This window comes from Paenibacillus sp. P4_E11, from assembly GCF_056401635.1.
In genome coordinates this window covers 1-15,307 of record NZ_JBFUIX010000031.1, presented here as the reverse complement: position 1 = coordinate 15,307, position 15,307 = coordinate 1, and the positions used below count along the sequence as shown (strand labels likewise).

Sequence of the window (15,307 nt, the reverse complement as noted above, 5' to 3'; positions counted from 1 at the left end):
CGCAGAAGAGGGACTCTTCTCGGCTGTACGAACCATGCTACATCAAAAACAAGCATAGGCCCCCGACAAAGTGCCTCTCTCTTCACGCTTACGAGGTTAGCTGACGGATTCGGACGCGAGAGTCGCCCTATTCGCTACTGTAAGAGTTGTAGTCTCACTAGCGAAATTCACCCCAATGTAACCCTGTTTGGTTCCCCCGTTTTTCATTTCTGAAAACTCAGCGATTGGAAATTGATAGCAATATGAAGTTAAGTTATTATGAAGGTTAGTTTACGATGTTCCTCCAAAGCTGTAAAGCGAGCGGAGTATGTAAAAACAGACAAATCCACGAGTTTTGTGTGATTAATCACACTTTTTTGCCAATATTGCTCTCTCAAACTCCCCCACACGCTTGTTTACGTAAAAGTTGGGTAACATCGGCACAAAAATAGGTAAAAATGTGCTTGCAATCTTTGAAAATGTTAGGATAAAAGTATCAGATGAACCGGAGGTTTGCTATGTTACCGATTTTGCAAGTGGAAAAACTATATGGTGGTTACTTCAGCAATAAGCCAATTTTACATGATCTCTCTTTTACAGTAAATCCTGGAGAAATGATCGGCTTGATCGGTTTAAACGGGGCTGGCAAAAGTACGACGATCAAACATCTGCTCGGGCTGTTACAACCCCAACAGGGAGAAATCCGAATCGGCGGGCAACAGCCATTAAGAAACGAACACCAATTCCGTTCCAAGCTCGCCTACGTTCCGGAATCCCCGGAGCTGTATGCGGAGCTAACGATTCGCGAACATCTGAAGTTAACGGCTATGGTATACGGGCTCGAAGAATCGCAATTCGAACAGCGAATCGACACGCTTAGCACTCAGTTCCAAATGGGCGACAAATTACACAGCTTTCCGCAACAATTGTCGAAAGGCATGAAGCAGAAGGTGATGATCATGTGCGCCTTTCTTGTCGAGCCGCCCCTGTATATTATTGATGAACCGTTCCTGGGACTCGATCCGCTCAGCATGCGGTCGTTACTCGAACTCATGGTTACACGCAAGCAGGAAGGAGCCAGCTTGCTGATCAGCTCGCATATATTGTCGACAATTGAGCGATATTGTGACCGCTACATCGTCCTTCACAAAGGGCGCGCCATTGCCACCGGTACGTTGACCGAGCTGAAGGAGCAGGCTGGTACCAGTCGGGAGGCCACGCTTGAGGACACCTTCTTCTCGCTGATCGGGGAGGGCAGCCAATGAGTGTACCTGAAGAGCTTTGGCGACAAAGGTCCAAGCGGCACTTCGTTGTCGTCACCCGATATACCCGAGATATGGGCCGCAGCGGCTTTTTCATGTTCCTGCTGTTCGCGCTTATTGCACTGGCTTATTTCTACAACACTTCGTTGTCCAAGCTGTCAGAGGACTTTCCCTACACGCTCTTACTGACTGCCGTGCTGCTGCCGCTCCTTGCCATCAGTCCGGTCCGCACCTTGCTCCGCGAAGCAGACAGCGTCTTCTTGCTTCCGTTGGAATCCAGGATGGGTGCTTACTTCCGGGCCGCGTTCCGGTACAGCTTTATCGGACAAGCTATTCTGATCGTGGTCGTGGTGACGACGCTAAGCCCACTGTACTACCATGGGTTCGGTAAGGATGCCACTCCGTTATGGGTATTGCTATTTCTGACGGTCGCTTTGAAATTCGCCAGTTTACTGAGCACATGGAAAGAAGCTAGCCTGTCCAGACGCGGGCAGCGGATCGCTTCGGCCGGGTTCAAGTGGGTCGGCAATGCCGCTGTACTGGTTGTATTCTTCTTGAACGGCTTCCTGTTCGCCGCTTTGTTATTCTTACTGCTATTCACCTTTGCCAGTATCGTCTACCGTCAATTGCCGGCGTATCGAGTCCATTGGACCGAGCTGCTCACCAGAGAAAAGATACACCAAGCTTATTTTCACTTGTTCTTCAGCTGGTTCACCGATGTCGAGGAGCTTCAGAGCCAGGTGAAGCGCCGAAAGTGGTTGTCGTTCTCCATTGCGGGTGTTCGATTCCGGCAGATGAGCTCGTATGTGTACTTGTATGCGGTAACGCTGCTTCGCTCCGAATTGACCGGTATCATTATTCGCCTGCTTGTGATTGCCGCTATCCTCATCGCCACAAGCACAGACCCTTGGATGGCATCCGGCCTGTATGTGTTCTTCTGCCTCGTCATCAACGTGCAGCTCTCGGCGCTCCGCGAGTTCCACACATACGCCGTCATGCCCGCGCTGTACCCGCTGCCGGCGGAAGCACGTCTGCATGCGCAAGCCGCCGTCGCCTTTCGCGCGCAGCTCGCCGTCATCGCGCTGCTGACAGCGGCGCTCGCCGTGAGCCCGGCGCTGGCGCCGTGGATGGCGCTGCTGCCGCCAGCTGTGCTCGGCGTCGCCGCGGTCGTGCGCCGGCGCATGCGCAAGCCGCGCGCGTAGCGCTCCGGCGCGGACGAGCCGGCGCTCCGCCGCAAGCCCCAACACGACGGCAAGCAAAACGGCTGCTCCAGTCTGCCTAAGGCAGATGGAACAGCCGTTTTGCGTTGTCCGTCGTGACGGCGGCGAACTGCTCGAGCGGCAGCCCGACGATGTCTGCCGCTGCTTCCGCGACGAGCCGGACGTAGCCGGTCTCGTTGCGCTTGCCGCGCAGCGGATGCGGCGTCAAGTAGGGCGCGTCTGTCTCGATGAGTACACGGTCGAGCGGCACTTTCGCGAGCACTTCCTTTGGCTGCCTGGCATTCTTGAAGGTGACCGGTCCGCCAAAGGAGATATAGAAGTTCATGTCCAGGCATAACTTGGCGGTCTCCCAACTGCCGGAGAAGCAGTGCATCACCCCGCCGACATCCTCAGCCTTCTCTTCCCGCAGCATTCGCACAATATCTTGATTGGCATCGCGATTATGGATTGAGATCGGCATATTCAACCGCCGGGCCAGCCGGATCTGCTCGCGAAATACCCGTTCCTGTACATCCTTAGGCGATGTATCCCAATAATAGTCGAGGCCGATCTCCCCGATAGCTACCACTTTGGGATGAGCACATAAGGACTCCAGCCAGTCCAAGTCCTCTGCCTTCATGTTGATAGCATCCTGTGGGTGCCAACCCACCGTTGAGTAGATCCACTCGTAATCTTCCGCCAATTGGATGGAACTCGGAATGGTCTCCCGGTTAAACCCGATATTGATCATTCGACTCACACCGTTCTCCTGAGCGCGTTGCAGCGTTTCCTCCCGATCTTCATCGAAGGCGTGGTCGTTCATATGCGTATGTGTATCTGTCAGCATGTAATCTTCCCGTCTCCCTCCTGTGTCTATTTCCTACCCTCGTCAACCTACCCAACCGAATCGGGCTTTCCAAGCTTCCGGCATCTCGGTCGCGAGCTCTTGCAGCATGTCCTCCGGATAATAGACCCGCCGCTCTCCTTGATGAATCTCGCTAATCGATCGAACGATTTCCGATTTCCTCGATATTTCCATCAGCTCGTCCTTCCCGTTCAACAGCATGATCGGCAAGCTCTCATCCTCATCCCCGGCCCGGTACACATCGTAAGGCAACGCCGACAAAAAGTCGATCTCCATGTAATAATCCGGATCAATGCCCTTCCGGTACATCCAGTCCCTGAAATCTTCCTCCCAAGGCTCCGATGTTTCGTTGAGTGCAGCATACTTGAATAACCGTCTATTCAGGAACCGGTCGCTCAAATCCGCCAAGATTCGATCATCTTCGCGTGTCCATTGGGTCAACGTCATCTGCACATAAGACTCGTCCAATTCCAAATAATGATCCAGTGTCAACGTACCTTGGAGCAAGCTGCGGAATGCAGGAGGCATGAACTGAAACGAATAGCCGTCTCCATGCAATTTTTTCGCGCGCTCGAATATTTTGCGCAGCACAATCTCAGAACTTCGGGTGACCGGATGAAAGTAAACTTGCCAATACATCTGGTAGCGAGCCATCAAATAATCTTCGACCGCATGCATGCCGCTTTCCTTGACCACGATATGCCCTTTGTGCGGACGAATGACCCTAAGGATACGTTCCAAGTCAAATGTGCCATAGTTGACACCCGTGAAGTACGCATCCCGGAGCAAATAATCCATCCGATCTGCGTCCAACTGACTCGATATTAAGCTGACGACAATCGATTTCCCGTACGACTTGCAAATAACATCCGATACGCTCTGCGGCAATGTGGAATCGGCTTCCCGTAACACCCGGTTCACCTCAGTATCACCCAACACCAACTGACACGTCCACTCTTCGTGATTCGTTCCGAATACCTGCTCGATCGAATGGGAGAACGGCCCGTGTCCGATATCATGAAGCAGGGCAGAACTCAAGGCCAGCAAGCGTTCTTCCCGCGGCCACTCGGAATAATCATTGCGTTCGAACTGTGATATAATTTTACGGGCAACCTCGTAGACGCCTAGCGAATGAGAGAACCGACTGTGCTCCGCCCCATGAAACGTCATGAAGGAAGTGCCCAATTGTCGAATTCGTCGAAGCCGCTGAAATTCCCGAGTATTGATTAAATCCCATATCGTCTGATCCTGCACATAAATGTATTTATGAACCGGATCCTTGAACACTTTCTCTTCTTGCAACGGAGCGCCCATCAGGACCTCACTCCCTTCCTCTATACCCTAAGTATATACGAAAGGCTGCAAAACAACCGCATGAAAAAGTTGCACGACACTCTTTCGACATTTTAGCTCTTTTTCAGCATATTATTCGACATTTAATGTCGAATCTCTTAGAAAAACACTTCCATTTTCGTTTACAAGAATCGGAATTTTTCTCCGTTCAACCAATTGTCACAACCTTCGACTAATATTGACATCATGCGTCTGTACGAATTGAAAACCTTGTCAGACGTGCTTTTCCTGATTTTTCATGTTATGATTATAAAAATTAATTTGTAGATTTATTCCGTAAAAAGGAAGTTAGTAGGGTTGACTATTATGGGAATGGTTGGTATCATAAATAGTGAGAACTATGTCGAATGATGACGAAACCACGAAGGAGGAAATAGATTATGATGAAATCCACAGGGATTGTAAGAAAAGTCGATGAATTGGGGCGCGTAGTTATTCCAATCGAACTTCGGCGTACGCTAGGAATTGGCGAGAAAGATGCATTAGAGATCTATGTGGATGGAGAACGCATCATGCTTAAGAAATACGAGCCAGCATGCATCTTTACCGGAAATGCTGACAACCTCGTTTATTTCAAAGGAAAAATGATCAGCAAAGAATGTTTGGCCGAGCTATCAGAAATTTATAAATCTATGACAAATTAATAGTCAAAATTAAAAGACAAAATCAAAAAAATAGGTTATAATAGGAATATAATCATTTGTTAATTCTAACCTTTTATATATCTCCTCTATATCCCTAAGTCATGGTGGCCATTGCTATCATGCTTAGGGATACTTTTTTTTACTTATAAGAATTTATAAGTTTTTGGGGGTTATCCTTTTTCAACTGATATGGCCTGGGAGCAGGGAGTTCGATTATCTTGGCTGGGAAGGTGTATGTCAATTTCAAATTATTGATTCTGATTACAACATATTGGATGTCCTGTGATTACGTGGGATCATCTTGGGACTGGTATCAGAAGATTCCACTCGGAAAACCCAGACGCGGAGCGTACGGACAAAGGAAACTCCTTGAAGGAAAGCAGAACAAAAAGGGAGTGAGCAGGAGAGTGGAGAAGCGAAGCGTCCGCCTTTGAAATCGATTCCTTACCACCACAACATTTCAATCAAAGGAATCGATTTCAACAGCGGGTGGAACCTCCTGTTCACTCCCTCCCCACGCGCCAAACTGAACGCAACGACCAAGGACCGTCCGGTGTGCTTCCGGACGGTTTTTCTTATGTTCAATTTGCAAAAATACTAAGTATTTCATTAGAAACAGTCGCTATATGTTGTGTACCCTCTATGACGCGTAAAACTCCGTTCCTTCTATAATAGTCGACCAACGTGTTGGTGAGTTCCTTGTTGATTCTCAGACGTTCTTGAACTGTAGCTTCTTGATCATCCTCACGATGAATCAAGGGTTCATTACAATGATCACATCGATCTGTGACCCTAGGGGGATTATTCGTAATATGGAACGACGCCCCGCATCCCGAACACACCCTTCTCCCCGTCAATCGTTCTAGCAAGATACGCTCATCCACATCTATAAAGATCACGTGGTCGATAGATTTGGCTTGCGAACTCAAATATTGTTCTAAGGCATCCGCTTGCGCTATGTTACGTGGAAATCCATCCATGAGAAAACCACTAGTACAGTCTTCGTGCTCTAAGCGCTCCAATGCTAAGCCAATCGTCACCTCGTCAGGCACTAACTCTCCCTTGCTCATATACTGCTTAGCCAGAAGACCAAGCTCTGTCTGATCTTGCACAGCCTTCCTGAATAAATCCCCAGTCGAAATATGCGGAATATGCTGACTTTCGGTGATCAGCTTGGCCTGAGTACCTTTTCCCGCCCCAGGTAGTCCAAGTAATATGACGTTCATATGAACCCTCCTCATCATAACCATTGAGTTGAACAAGGTAATTACGTTTCTTTCCGGGGCAATAACTCGTTATATACATCCCGCTTGGATACTCCTCGGTCTGCAGCTGCCCGCTTCATCGCTTCCTTGCGGTCCGCCCCCTGCTGCTCATAATGAGCGACATGCGCTTCCAAGGTCAATAGCTGCCACCAGCTGGTGCCTGCTCGTTCCGCAAGCTCCTCCTGTGACCCTTCGGCCCCTCCCACAACGATCACATATTCCCCGACCGGTTCATTCTCCTTCACGTGCTGCAAACATTCCGCTACGGAACCGCGGACGACTTCTTCGTACCGTTTACTTATTTCCCGCATCAGTGCTGCAGGACGATCCCCCCATACTTCTGAGATGGCCTCCAACGTTTTGACAACCCGATGCGGAGACTCATACATCAGAATCGTCGCCTCTACGTAGGCCAATCGCTCAAGCTCGCTTCTGACCGCCTTCTTCTCCCGCGGCAAGAATCCTACGAACAAGAACCGATCCGTCGGCAAGCCGGAGACGATTAATGCCGACAGGGCTGCATTGGCCCCGGGAACAGGTACAACTGCGATCCCCTGCTCGATAGCGAGTTGAACCAGATCGTAGCCGGGGTCTGAGATGGCTGGCATCCCCGCATCGCTTACGAGTGCGATGGAGTTGCCTTCCAGCATGTGCCGAACGAGCTCAGGCCCGCTAGCCCGTTTGTTATGCTCATGGTAGCTGACGAGCCGGGTCGCGATCTCGAAATGAGTCAACAGCTTGCGCGTCTGCCTCGTATCTTCAGCAGCTATCCAGTCCACTTCCTTCAAGATCCGTACCGCGCGAAAGGTAATGTCCTCGAGGTTGCCGATTGGCGTCGCAACCAAATACAATGTGCCTGCTCCCGTCGAATTCGCAAAACTTTTCTGTATATGCAAGATACTTGCCCTCCTTTCCTACCTTAACTGGCCTACTTGTCCGTAATAGATGTCCTTGAGCTCCTGACAGTACTCCTCACCCTCGTGTACGATTAGCGGCGGCAGCAACCGCACTTCCGGCTTGCCATCTCTAAGTGCTTCAATGAGCACCATATTCGCTTCTTCTCCTATACGAGGATGGACGAACCGTATACGCTTCGGTTCCAGCTTATACTTCCGCATGCTCATTATGATCTCCACAAGGCGAGAAGGACGGTGTACCATAGCGACACGACCTCCGGTTCTCACGAGCCGTGCGCAGGCCGCTAACACATCGTCCAACGTGCAATATAGCTCATGTCGAGCCGCCGCGATATGTATATTGTCGTTCTGTTCACCTGCCGTTACCGGCATATAGGGAGGATTGACGGTTACCAAGTCGAATCCGCCTCTTCCTAACGTAAGGTGCGCTTCCTTCAAATCGCCTTCTACAATGCGAATACGGGACTCCAATGCATTCAATTGTACATTTCTCATCGCCATATCGGCCAATCGGGGCTGAATCTCGACACCCACAATCGAAGATTTCGTACGGGTGCTGAGCAGCAATGGAATCACACCATTGCCCGTGCACAGATCGGCTATGCTCCCCCGGAACGGTACCGAGCAGAACCTTGCCAACAATACCGCATCCAGTGAGAAAGCAAATACCTGATCACTTTGAATAATCCCGATGTCTTGGGTCAATAAGTCGTCGATCCGTTCGTCTGGATATAACTGCGTCTCTTTTCTAACCATTTCCACCCTCACATTTTCTCCATAACCCCACAAAGTGACGTGGGGCCTTCGAAGCTTATTCCATTAGAGCAGCTTGCTGCTCGCACCAATTGCAACCTCTAACACACGAATGTACTTCCTCGAATTTCTTCGATAAAAGCTATTGGTATTACTTTGCGGGGCCCCCGGGACTTATACTTTCTACAAGTTCAAAAAACCGTAGAGACCCTCAGGCTCTCTACGGCACTTTGATTATTTATTCAAAAAGGATAAGCAGAACAAGCAATCCTTCTCCGTCCGCAAATGCCCATAATGCACATTACATATATGGAACCCTTCCTGATACAGCCGAGCCAGGTTGTCATAGCCTTCCCCGACAGGTGATACTTCATCCGGAACTCCTGTTGCTAGGGGCGGATTGGCAGCAACACCATTGTTATCTGCTACCACTGGAGCCGGGATTTCCTTACGAAGCAGCTTGCGCAGCTGCTGGTTCTCGATACTAAGCCGCTTGTTCTCCTCAAGCAGCCGCATCACTTCTTTCTTCAGCAAGCCTGCTCGCTGATGCATACTTCCCAGTTGGTCTTCCATCTCATTCATCTGTATAAAAACGTCTTTTTTCTCCACGGTCCCACCTCAGCGCCGAAATCCGCTAGCCTTGTGCCACGACGTCCTCGAAAGGAAACGTCTCTACTTTCCCATTATCCGACAATTGTACTCGAATTACACGTTCATCTACCTTCAACCCAATTACTTTCCCGTTGCCAAGGGAGGTAACCACATAGGTTCCGATCTTCGGCAGCTCTTCTCTTACACTCTCGTACTGGTCGTGCTCGTACTTCAGGCAGCACATCAATCTGCCGCACAAGCCCGATATCTTGGTCGGGTTGAGTGACAAGTTCTGATCCTTGGCCATCTTGATCGAAACCGGTTCGAAATCGCCTAGAAATGATGAACAGCATAAGATTCGTCCACACGGTCCAATACCGCCGAGCATCTTCGCTTCGTCACGTACCCCGATTTGCCTGAGCTCGATTCGTGTTCGGAATACACTGGCCAAATCTTTGACAAGCTCGCGGAAATCGATCCGCCCCTCGGCTGTAAAGTAAAATATAATTTTGTTGCGATCAAACGTATATTCAACGTCCACCAGCTTCATCTTCAGCTGATGCTCCCGGATCTTGTCCTGGCATACATGCAGCGCGTTTTGGGCGGCCTGCTTGTTCTCTTCTACCAGTCGGGCATCGGAGGAATTAGCTACCCGAATGACTCGCTTGAGCGGAAGCACTACATCTGAATCCTTCACGATACGTCTGCCGATAACGACTTTCCCGTATTCAACGCCTCGGGCAGTCTCTACAATTACAGCATCGTCTTTCTCTATGGGAAGCTCGAGTGGATCGAAGTAATAGATTTTCCCCGCTTTCTTGAAGCGGACTCCAACTACATTGTACATGTCTTCCCTCCTAAGAATGCCCCATCCTGAAAACTATCTGAGCATTCTACTACTACTCTTAATTAAGCCTGCTGGACAGCAAGAAAAAATTGCTCCAGCACCAACTGGGCGTTGGCATTAAAACGAACACGCTTGCGCGATTCAATCGCCTTCTCCATGTAAGCAACCCACGTTCCGGCGCTTCGGGCAAAGGCCTGGCTCGCCATCCAATCGACCTGATCGATATAGACGACCCTATCTTTGCGGCCACTGCATACATGAATCATGTCCTTCAACCACAATATAATCATATCGAACAGCAGATCCATACGATCGCTGACGTCCGTTTTGATCACTTTCTGCTGAATCGCGCCAATGATAGGAAGCTTGGAAACCGCATCCTTCATCAATTGTAACACCGCATTTCTGGTTTCTGCAAATTCATTTAACTGGGACAGGGTCCGAGCTGAATCCAGACCCGATGTAAGCTGTACCGCGCAACGGACCAACTCCCTGGAAAGCCCTTCGTCCATTAGCACTTTCTCCATATCCGATGGGGCCATCGGGGTGAATGTGACCCACTGTGCCCTCGACTGAATCGTAGGCAGCAAGGCTTGTCCATTCTCCGTAATGAGGATAGCAACCGCAGGTGACTGCGGCTCCTCCAGAAATTTCAGCAAGCTGTTCGAAGCTTGAACGGTCATCCGGTCCGCTTCTTGAATGACATATATTTTAGTGCCCGCCCCAGCTGAACGGTAAGCAAACTGCTGCTGAAGCTCACGAATTTGGTCGATCTTAATGCTGGCTCCGTCCGGTTCAATCCAGAACAGCTCCGGATGATTGCCATGCTCCACCTTGCGACAAGCTAGGCACGTCCCGCAGGCGTCGTCTTGTAACGTCTCGCAGAATAACGCTTGCGCGAACGTACGGGCCATCTGTCGGCGCCCGGTTCCGGAAGGACCAGCGAATATATAGGCATGCGACACCTTGGAGTGCCGCAAGCCATTCTGAAGCAGCTGCTTTGCTCTTGCTTGCCCTGCAATTTTATCGAAAGTCATATCGTCTACTCCATTTTTATTCAAAAAAACAAATTGATGAGCAGCCCTCGAATTTCGCCTACTTTAATAAGAAGGTCGATCTTGCCCTGCTCGTTGTCGAGCATATCGTCTGCCATCTCCAGTAAGTGACGGTCAATCTCATCCAACAACTTGTATCGCTTACCTCGGCCCCTGCGGTCCCAGCCCTTCGTATCCTTAATCGACACCCCACGCCGCACGGTCTCTTCCAGGAACTGTTTTACCAGATGCTTATATAGATAGAGCTCCCGAACCGTCATCGATTTGGACAAGCGCTCTCCCTGTACTTGGATTTGCTTCAGCATGCGGTTCAATTGCTCCAGGTTCGCTTTCTCATCCTGGTGCAGGAGGGTATCCGAGAAGTTCTTGGGAGGAGCCGGCGAGGGGACGGTGTTGTCTGTCGGTTGAATGATCTTGCCAGATGGGCGCCAGCCCGGGTTAATTTTCACTACAGGTCCCTACCTTTAGCTCAAAAATGCTCGAAACGCTCTACTGGAAGTACAAACACCGCGGCTCCGCCAACTTGAACTTCCACCGGGAAAGGAATGTAGGAATCCGTCGTACCACCCATCGGGGAAACGGGAGTTACAAGCTGCTCGCGGACTTTACAATTGGATTTAATAACTTGCAGCACTTCCTGGATACGTTCATTCTCGATCCCAATCATAAACGTAGTGTTGCCCGCTTTAAGAAACCCACCAGTACTGGCCAGTTTCGTAGCACGAAACCCTTCTTTAACAAGCGCATTAGATAACCGGTTACTATCTTTATCTTGCACGACAGCAATGACTAATTTCATCTCGATTCCCTCCCTCATCATAATCAACATCCGCTGTTCTCAACACAGTGAGAAGATGTCGTGTACTTTACTATAGCACAACGGGCGAAAACGTTTACATCTTTTTTTGGAACCTTAATTCCATTATACTACAAGTTTCGTTCCTTCGTGGTGGACAAACCTTCCATTTTATCGTCCAAGACTCGCCTGATTTCGCTGTGAATGGACGGTATATCACGGTCGGCCTGAATCGTTACGATTCGGTCTGGAAACCGATGAAGCACTTGAAGATAACCTTCTCTCACCTTCTGATGGAACTCCTTCTTCTCCAGGTCCAATCGGTTCACTTCGCGACTGGCATCCGCGTGAATGCGGGAGAGCCCAACATCCGGTGGCACATCCAGCCACAAGGTCAGATTCGGGAGTGTTCCTTCCACGGCAAATTCATTGATACTCCACACTTCATCCATTCCAAGCCCTCGCGCATAGCCCTGGTAGGCCAGACTGCTATCCACATACCGATCACATACGACAACGACTCCTGCCTGAAGCGCGGGCAGCACTTTCTCCACCAGATGCTGCCTACGAGCGGCCGCATACAGCAAGGCTTCCGTTCGAGCATCCATCGCCGTATTCAGCTTATCTAGTACGATATCGCGAATTTGCTCGGCTATCGGAATCCCACCCGGCTCCCGCGTTGAAAGAACGGTAAAGCCCTTCTCCTGCAAATACTGCACCATCATGTTGATCGCAGACGTTTTACCTGAACCTTCGCCGCCTTCTATACTAATAAAGTATCCATTATACAACGTTCTCTTCTCCTGCCTTCACTACCACCTGTTATCTGTAATCAATATGAATTATATTATGCTATTTACTTCATTCTAGACGCGTATGCGCTTTTCCTGCTTAGGCAAGTGTATCCGGTTTGCCTATCGGACTAGCACCGTCTCCAGCTTACTATCATGCGCCCCTTGAAATCTTGCCCCAAGCCGTACGAGTTGAGTCAAATACGCAACTGTTTGTTCCGTAATGGGCTCCCCCGGGTACAGCAATGGAATTCCAGGCGGATAAGGAATGATCATCTCCGCTGCTGTGCGACCTATCGATTCTGCCAGTCGTACGGCTACAGCATCACGGCCGACTCTGATTGCTGCAGGAAGTTCAATGGTCACAGGTGTGGAAACAGCCATGGCCATGTCAGCCAGGTTCCAGCCGCGGCCTACGCTTACTGAATTTACTTCGTCTTCATTTATGTGCTGCGCATGGGCTGCTCCGTCTTCCCCTGCACGCAATGACGAAGTCATGCTGATCGCTTGAAGCGCTTCAAACAGCCGATCAAGCTCATCGTCCGACGTGAGTGAACTCAGAGCAAGCAGCACGTACAGCGGATCGGCCATCTCCGCTACACACCCATTCAGCTCCAGCTGCTCTTGTAACTGGAATCCCGACAAGGCCCGCGAGGACGAACGTATAGCGATCTTAAAAGGGTCGAGCGTTTCATAGGCACTCGTCGGGGCATCGTGCAGCAGCTCGTAGTCAGGCGAGGAGCTCATCAGCTTCTCACGAAAGCTGGAAATGCGTATTAAGGCACGATCGATAAGATCATGACCCTGGGTGTGAATCAGTTGCCGACTTAGATCGAGCGAAGCCATGATCGGATAAGAAGGACTCGAGCTCTGAAGCATTGCCAATCGCTGACGCACAATGTCCCGATTGATCCGGCTCCCTTGTATATGAAGCATGGCACCCATCGTAAGTGACGTCAGCATCTTATGGGTCGACTGCACGGATGCATCCGCCCCACAAGACATCGCCGAAGCTGGCACTCCGGGATGAAACCCGTAATGCGCACCATGTGCTTCATCAACCAGCAGCGGAATTCCCCTTGCATGAACCTCATCCGCAATGCTGCTTAGATCGCTACCCATCCCGTAGTAATTCGGGTTCGTGAGGAACAGCGCCTTCGCCTCCGGATATTGCTTCAACGCTTCTCGTACACTTGCCACCGATACTCCTGTTGCCAGTTGCGAGTGCGCATACCAGCGGGGATTCACAAATGCTATACGACAACCTGCCAGCATGCAGGCATGGATCGCTGACTTATGCACATTGCGCTGCATCAGGATGAGGTCCCCACGATCACAAGTAGCAAGAATCATAGCCATGTTGCCCACCGTGCTGCCTCCGACTAGAAAGAACGTTTCCTCTGCACCGAAGCACAACGCCGCCAGTATCTGGGCCTCCATGATAACGCCCGCCGGATGATGCAAATCGTCAAGTCCGGAGATTTCAGTCATATCTATGTCCATTATGGATTGAAAATGCTTGTTGCTATATGACGTCAGCGCTTTCCCCGACTTATGCCCAGGGACATGAAGACGGGCAAACTGCCTGCGCGCGGTTTCTGCGAGCTTGTCATATAGGGGGGCTCGTTCGATGTTCATATAGCCTCGTCCTTCAACACCATCTTAGTTAAGGTGCTATACCCACAATACCGCATCCTCAGACTAAAAAGCAAAAAAGGCCTGTTCCCAATTCCGGATGGCCATTACGATTCCACTATGATGCCTATAATTATTGAACGTCCTGGGGTCCCCGCAAAGTATTAGGAATAAGCTACGAAGGCTCACTTCACCTTGTGGGGTTATTAAGCGTCTTGTTTGTACCATATTTTGTTCATCTGATGAATGAAAAAAGGATATTTTGCATCCACTACGTCTGTGCGAACCATTTCCGTCTCACAATCTTCACACAAAAATTCCGAGCAAATCATGATGCCAAGCGATTTCTCCTGCTCGCAAATGATACATTTGTGGAGTTTGATTTCTTCTTCCATGGCGGCTTCACCTGCCCTTTTCTATCAGTATGCCACAACTTCTAGTCTTGTAAACTAGACTTTCACTATTTTCTTGATCTACAGTCAGGGTATGCCGAAATCGCGAATGTGGTGTCTGTACTGGGACCACCTTCCCTAGATGATGTGGGATATGTATAATGAGGAGAGCTTCTTCGAGACTCGGAATCTTTGAAAACCATTGCATAGAACCGGAGGCGGCCCTCAAGTGAACCAGCAAGAGCGGGAACTAACTATATATAATTATAAACTTGTTATGCGCATTCGACACAATCAGAATTGGATGGCGCTATACAGCCTGTTGCCCATCCTAAGCTTCTCAATCGTAGCGATCCGGTATGGGCTCACTGACGCACTCTGGACACCTGCTGGCTTCATTGGGATGATGTGGCTCCACGGTGTCGTCTCCTGGATCGATCTTAGGTTCAGTCCTGATCGTCTCTCACGCAGCTGGAAGCTGCTCATTCGCTTCCCTTGGCTGGGCCTGCTTCCTGATCAACCTGTACCGCTTCGTATCATTCGCCGCTTGCAGGCCATGCAGTTAGTAATCGGTGCGGCTTGCATCATCGGTAGTTACCCCTGGATTTCTTCTAACGCGCTGCTCCAGCTGCTTGTTACCCACATCTGGATTCTGCTGCCCACCTTCTGGATGCTGCTCCGCTTCCGTACCGCTAATCGCTATGGACTGTTGAAGATTAACCCGAAGGATACTTCTTACTATGTGGAGTAACCGAGCTAAACACAACACGGACTATACAAAGCAAAAAAACCAAGAACTCCGAGAGGAGACTTGGTTTTTATTGTTATTCCCTGAAAACTAGATGCGAAAGCGGTAACGAGCCGCATTTGTGTACTGGTCACTCCGGGTAAGAGTGAATAGGATAAGCCCTCGACCGATTAGTATTCGTCAGCTCCACACATTACTGCGCGTCCACCCCGAAC

Annotated in this window: 17 protein-coding genes and 1 riboswitch; of the genes, 4 read left to right on the top strand and 13 right to left on the bottom strand. The window is 50.0% G+C overall.

Translation table 11 applies throughout. The features are described 5' to 3' along the window. Positions 1-69: 69 nt before the first annotated feature. A riboswitch (cyclic di-AMP (ydaO/yuaA leader) is annotated at positions 70-233 on the bottom strand. 264 nt (positions 234-497) lie between these two features. Both AC1DWB_RS14030 and AC1DWB_RS14025 read left to right on the top strand, forming a co-directional pair. After that, entirely contained in the window at positions 498-1,244 is a 747-nt protein-coding gene (locus AC1DWB_RS14030; protein WP_477541696.1) for an ABC transporter ATP-binding protein, read from the top strand. Beyond that, on the top strand, positions 1,241-2,443 hold the full coding sequence (locus AC1DWB_RS14025) for an ABC transporter permease (protein WP_477541695.1): 1,203 nt from the start codon (positions 1,241-1,243) through the stop codon (positions 2,441-2,443). Before AC1DWB_RS14030 ends, AC1DWB_RS14025 begins: the two co-directional genes overlap by 4 nt. A gap of 76 nt (positions 2,444-2,519) precedes the next feature. Here the strand turns inward: AC1DWB_RS14025 and AC1DWB_RS14020 are convergent, their stop codons facing one another. Both AC1DWB_RS14020 and AC1DWB_RS14015 read right to left on the bottom strand, forming a co-directional pair. Further along, positions 2,520-3,287: a TatD family hydrolase gene (locus AC1DWB_RS14020; protein ID WP_477541694.1), complete on the bottom strand. Its 768-nt coding sequence runs from the start codon at positions 3,285-3,287 to the stop codon at positions 2,520-2,522. Between the two features lie 42 nt (positions 3,288-3,329). Further along, positions 3,330-4,619, bottom strand: coding sequence for an HD domain-containing protein (locus tag AC1DWB_RS14015; protein WP_477541693.1), 1,290 nt, complete (start codon positions 4,617-4,619; stop codon positions 3,330-3,332). 419 nt (positions 4,620-5,038) lie between these two features. On the opposite strand from AC1DWB_RS14015, the gene AC1DWB_RS14010 reads away from it, so the two are divergent. Beyond that, positions 5,039-5,302 carry an AbrB/MazE/SpoVT family DNA-binding domain-containing protein gene (locus AC1DWB_RS14010; protein WP_405460931.1) on the top strand — a complete coding sequence of 88 codons (264 nt, stop codon included), beginning with the start codon at positions 5,039-5,041 and terminating at the stop codon, positions 5,300-5,302. A 581-nt stretch (positions 5,303-5,883) separates the two neighbouring features. Here AC1DWB_RS14010 and AC1DWB_RS14005 read toward each other — a convergent pair. The 11 genes from AC1DWB_RS14005 to AC1DWB_RS13955 form a co-directional block, all read right to left on the bottom strand. Then, positions 5,884-6,528, bottom strand: coding sequence for an adenylate kinase (locus tag AC1DWB_RS14005; protein WP_477541692.1), 645 nt, complete (start codon positions 6,526-6,528; stop codon positions 5,884-5,886). Between the two features lie 41 nt (positions 6,529-6,569). Then, positions 6,570-7,463, bottom strand: coding sequence for a 16S rRNA (cytidine(1402)-2'-O)-methyltransferase (rsmI, locus tag AC1DWB_RS14000; protein ID WP_477541691.1), 894 nt, complete (start codon positions 7,461-7,463; stop codon positions 6,570-6,572). 18 nt (positions 7,464-7,481) lie between these two features. Then, on the bottom strand, positions 7,482-8,240 hold the full coding sequence (locus AC1DWB_RS13995; RefSeq protein WP_477541741.1) for a tRNA1(Val) (adenine(37)-N6)-methyltransferase: 759 nt from the start codon (positions 8,238-8,240) through the stop codon (positions 7,482-7,484). 231 nt (positions 8,241-8,471) lie between these two features. Continuing rightward, positions 8,472-8,846, bottom strand: coding sequence for a DNA replication initiation control protein YabA (gene yabA, locus AC1DWB_RS13990; protein ID WP_477541690.1), 375 nt, complete (start codon positions 8,844-8,846; stop codon positions 8,472-8,474). Positions 8,847-8,871: 25 nt separating this feature from the next. Next, positions 8,872-9,675 (bottom strand): PSP1 domain-containing protein, encoded by an 804-nt coding sequence (locus AC1DWB_RS13985; protein ID WP_477541689.1) that lies wholly within the window; start codon positions 9,673-9,675, stop codon positions 8,872-8,874. Between the two features lie 62 nt (positions 9,676-9,737). Then, positions 9,738-10,712, bottom strand: a complete 975-nt coding sequence (gene holB / locus AC1DWB_RS13980) for a DNA polymerase III subunit delta' (RefSeq protein ID WP_477541688.1) — start codon at positions 10,710-10,712, stop codon at positions 9,738-9,740. A 20-nt stretch (positions 10,713-10,732) separates the two neighbouring features. Further along, a complete protein-coding gene (locus tag AC1DWB_RS13975) occupies positions 10,733-11,179 on the bottom strand; it encodes a YaaR family protein (RefSeq protein WP_477541687.1) in 447 nt (148 codons plus the stop codon). A gap of 20 nt (positions 11,180-11,199) precedes the next feature. After that, positions 11,200-11,529 carry a cyclic-di-AMP receptor gene (locus AC1DWB_RS13970; protein ID WP_477541686.1) on the bottom strand — a complete coding sequence of 110 codons (330 nt, stop codon included), beginning with the start codon at positions 11,527-11,529 and terminating at the stop codon, positions 11,200-11,202. 128 nt (positions 11,530-11,657) lie between these two features. Further along, complete coding sequence (gene tmk, locus AC1DWB_RS13965; protein WP_477541685.1) at positions 11,658-12,317, bottom strand: dTMP kinase; 660 nt, start codon at positions 12,315-12,317, stop codon at positions 11,658-11,660. A 123-nt stretch (positions 12,318-12,440) separates the two neighbouring features. Beyond that, on the bottom strand, positions 12,441-13,955 hold the full coding sequence (locus tag AC1DWB_RS13960) for an aminotransferase class I/II-fold pyridoxal phosphate-dependent enzyme (protein WP_477541684.1): 1,515 nt from the start codon (positions 13,953-13,955) through the stop codon (positions 12,441-12,443). Positions 13,956-14,158: 203 nt separating this feature from the next. Next, a complete protein-coding gene (locus tag AC1DWB_RS13955; RefSeq protein ID WP_477541683.1) occupies positions 14,159-14,347 on the bottom strand; it encodes a sigma factor G inhibitor Gin in 189 nt (62 codons plus the stop codon). Between the two features lie 226 nt (positions 14,348-14,573). Here AC1DWB_RS13955 and AC1DWB_RS13950 point away from each other — a divergent pair, with 226 nt between their 5' ends. After that, a complete protein-coding gene (locus AC1DWB_RS13950; RefSeq protein WP_477541682.1) occupies positions 14,574-15,095 on the top strand; it encodes a hypothetical protein in 522 nt (173 codons plus the stop codon). The last annotated feature ends 212 nt before the right edge of the window (positions 15,096-15,307 follow it).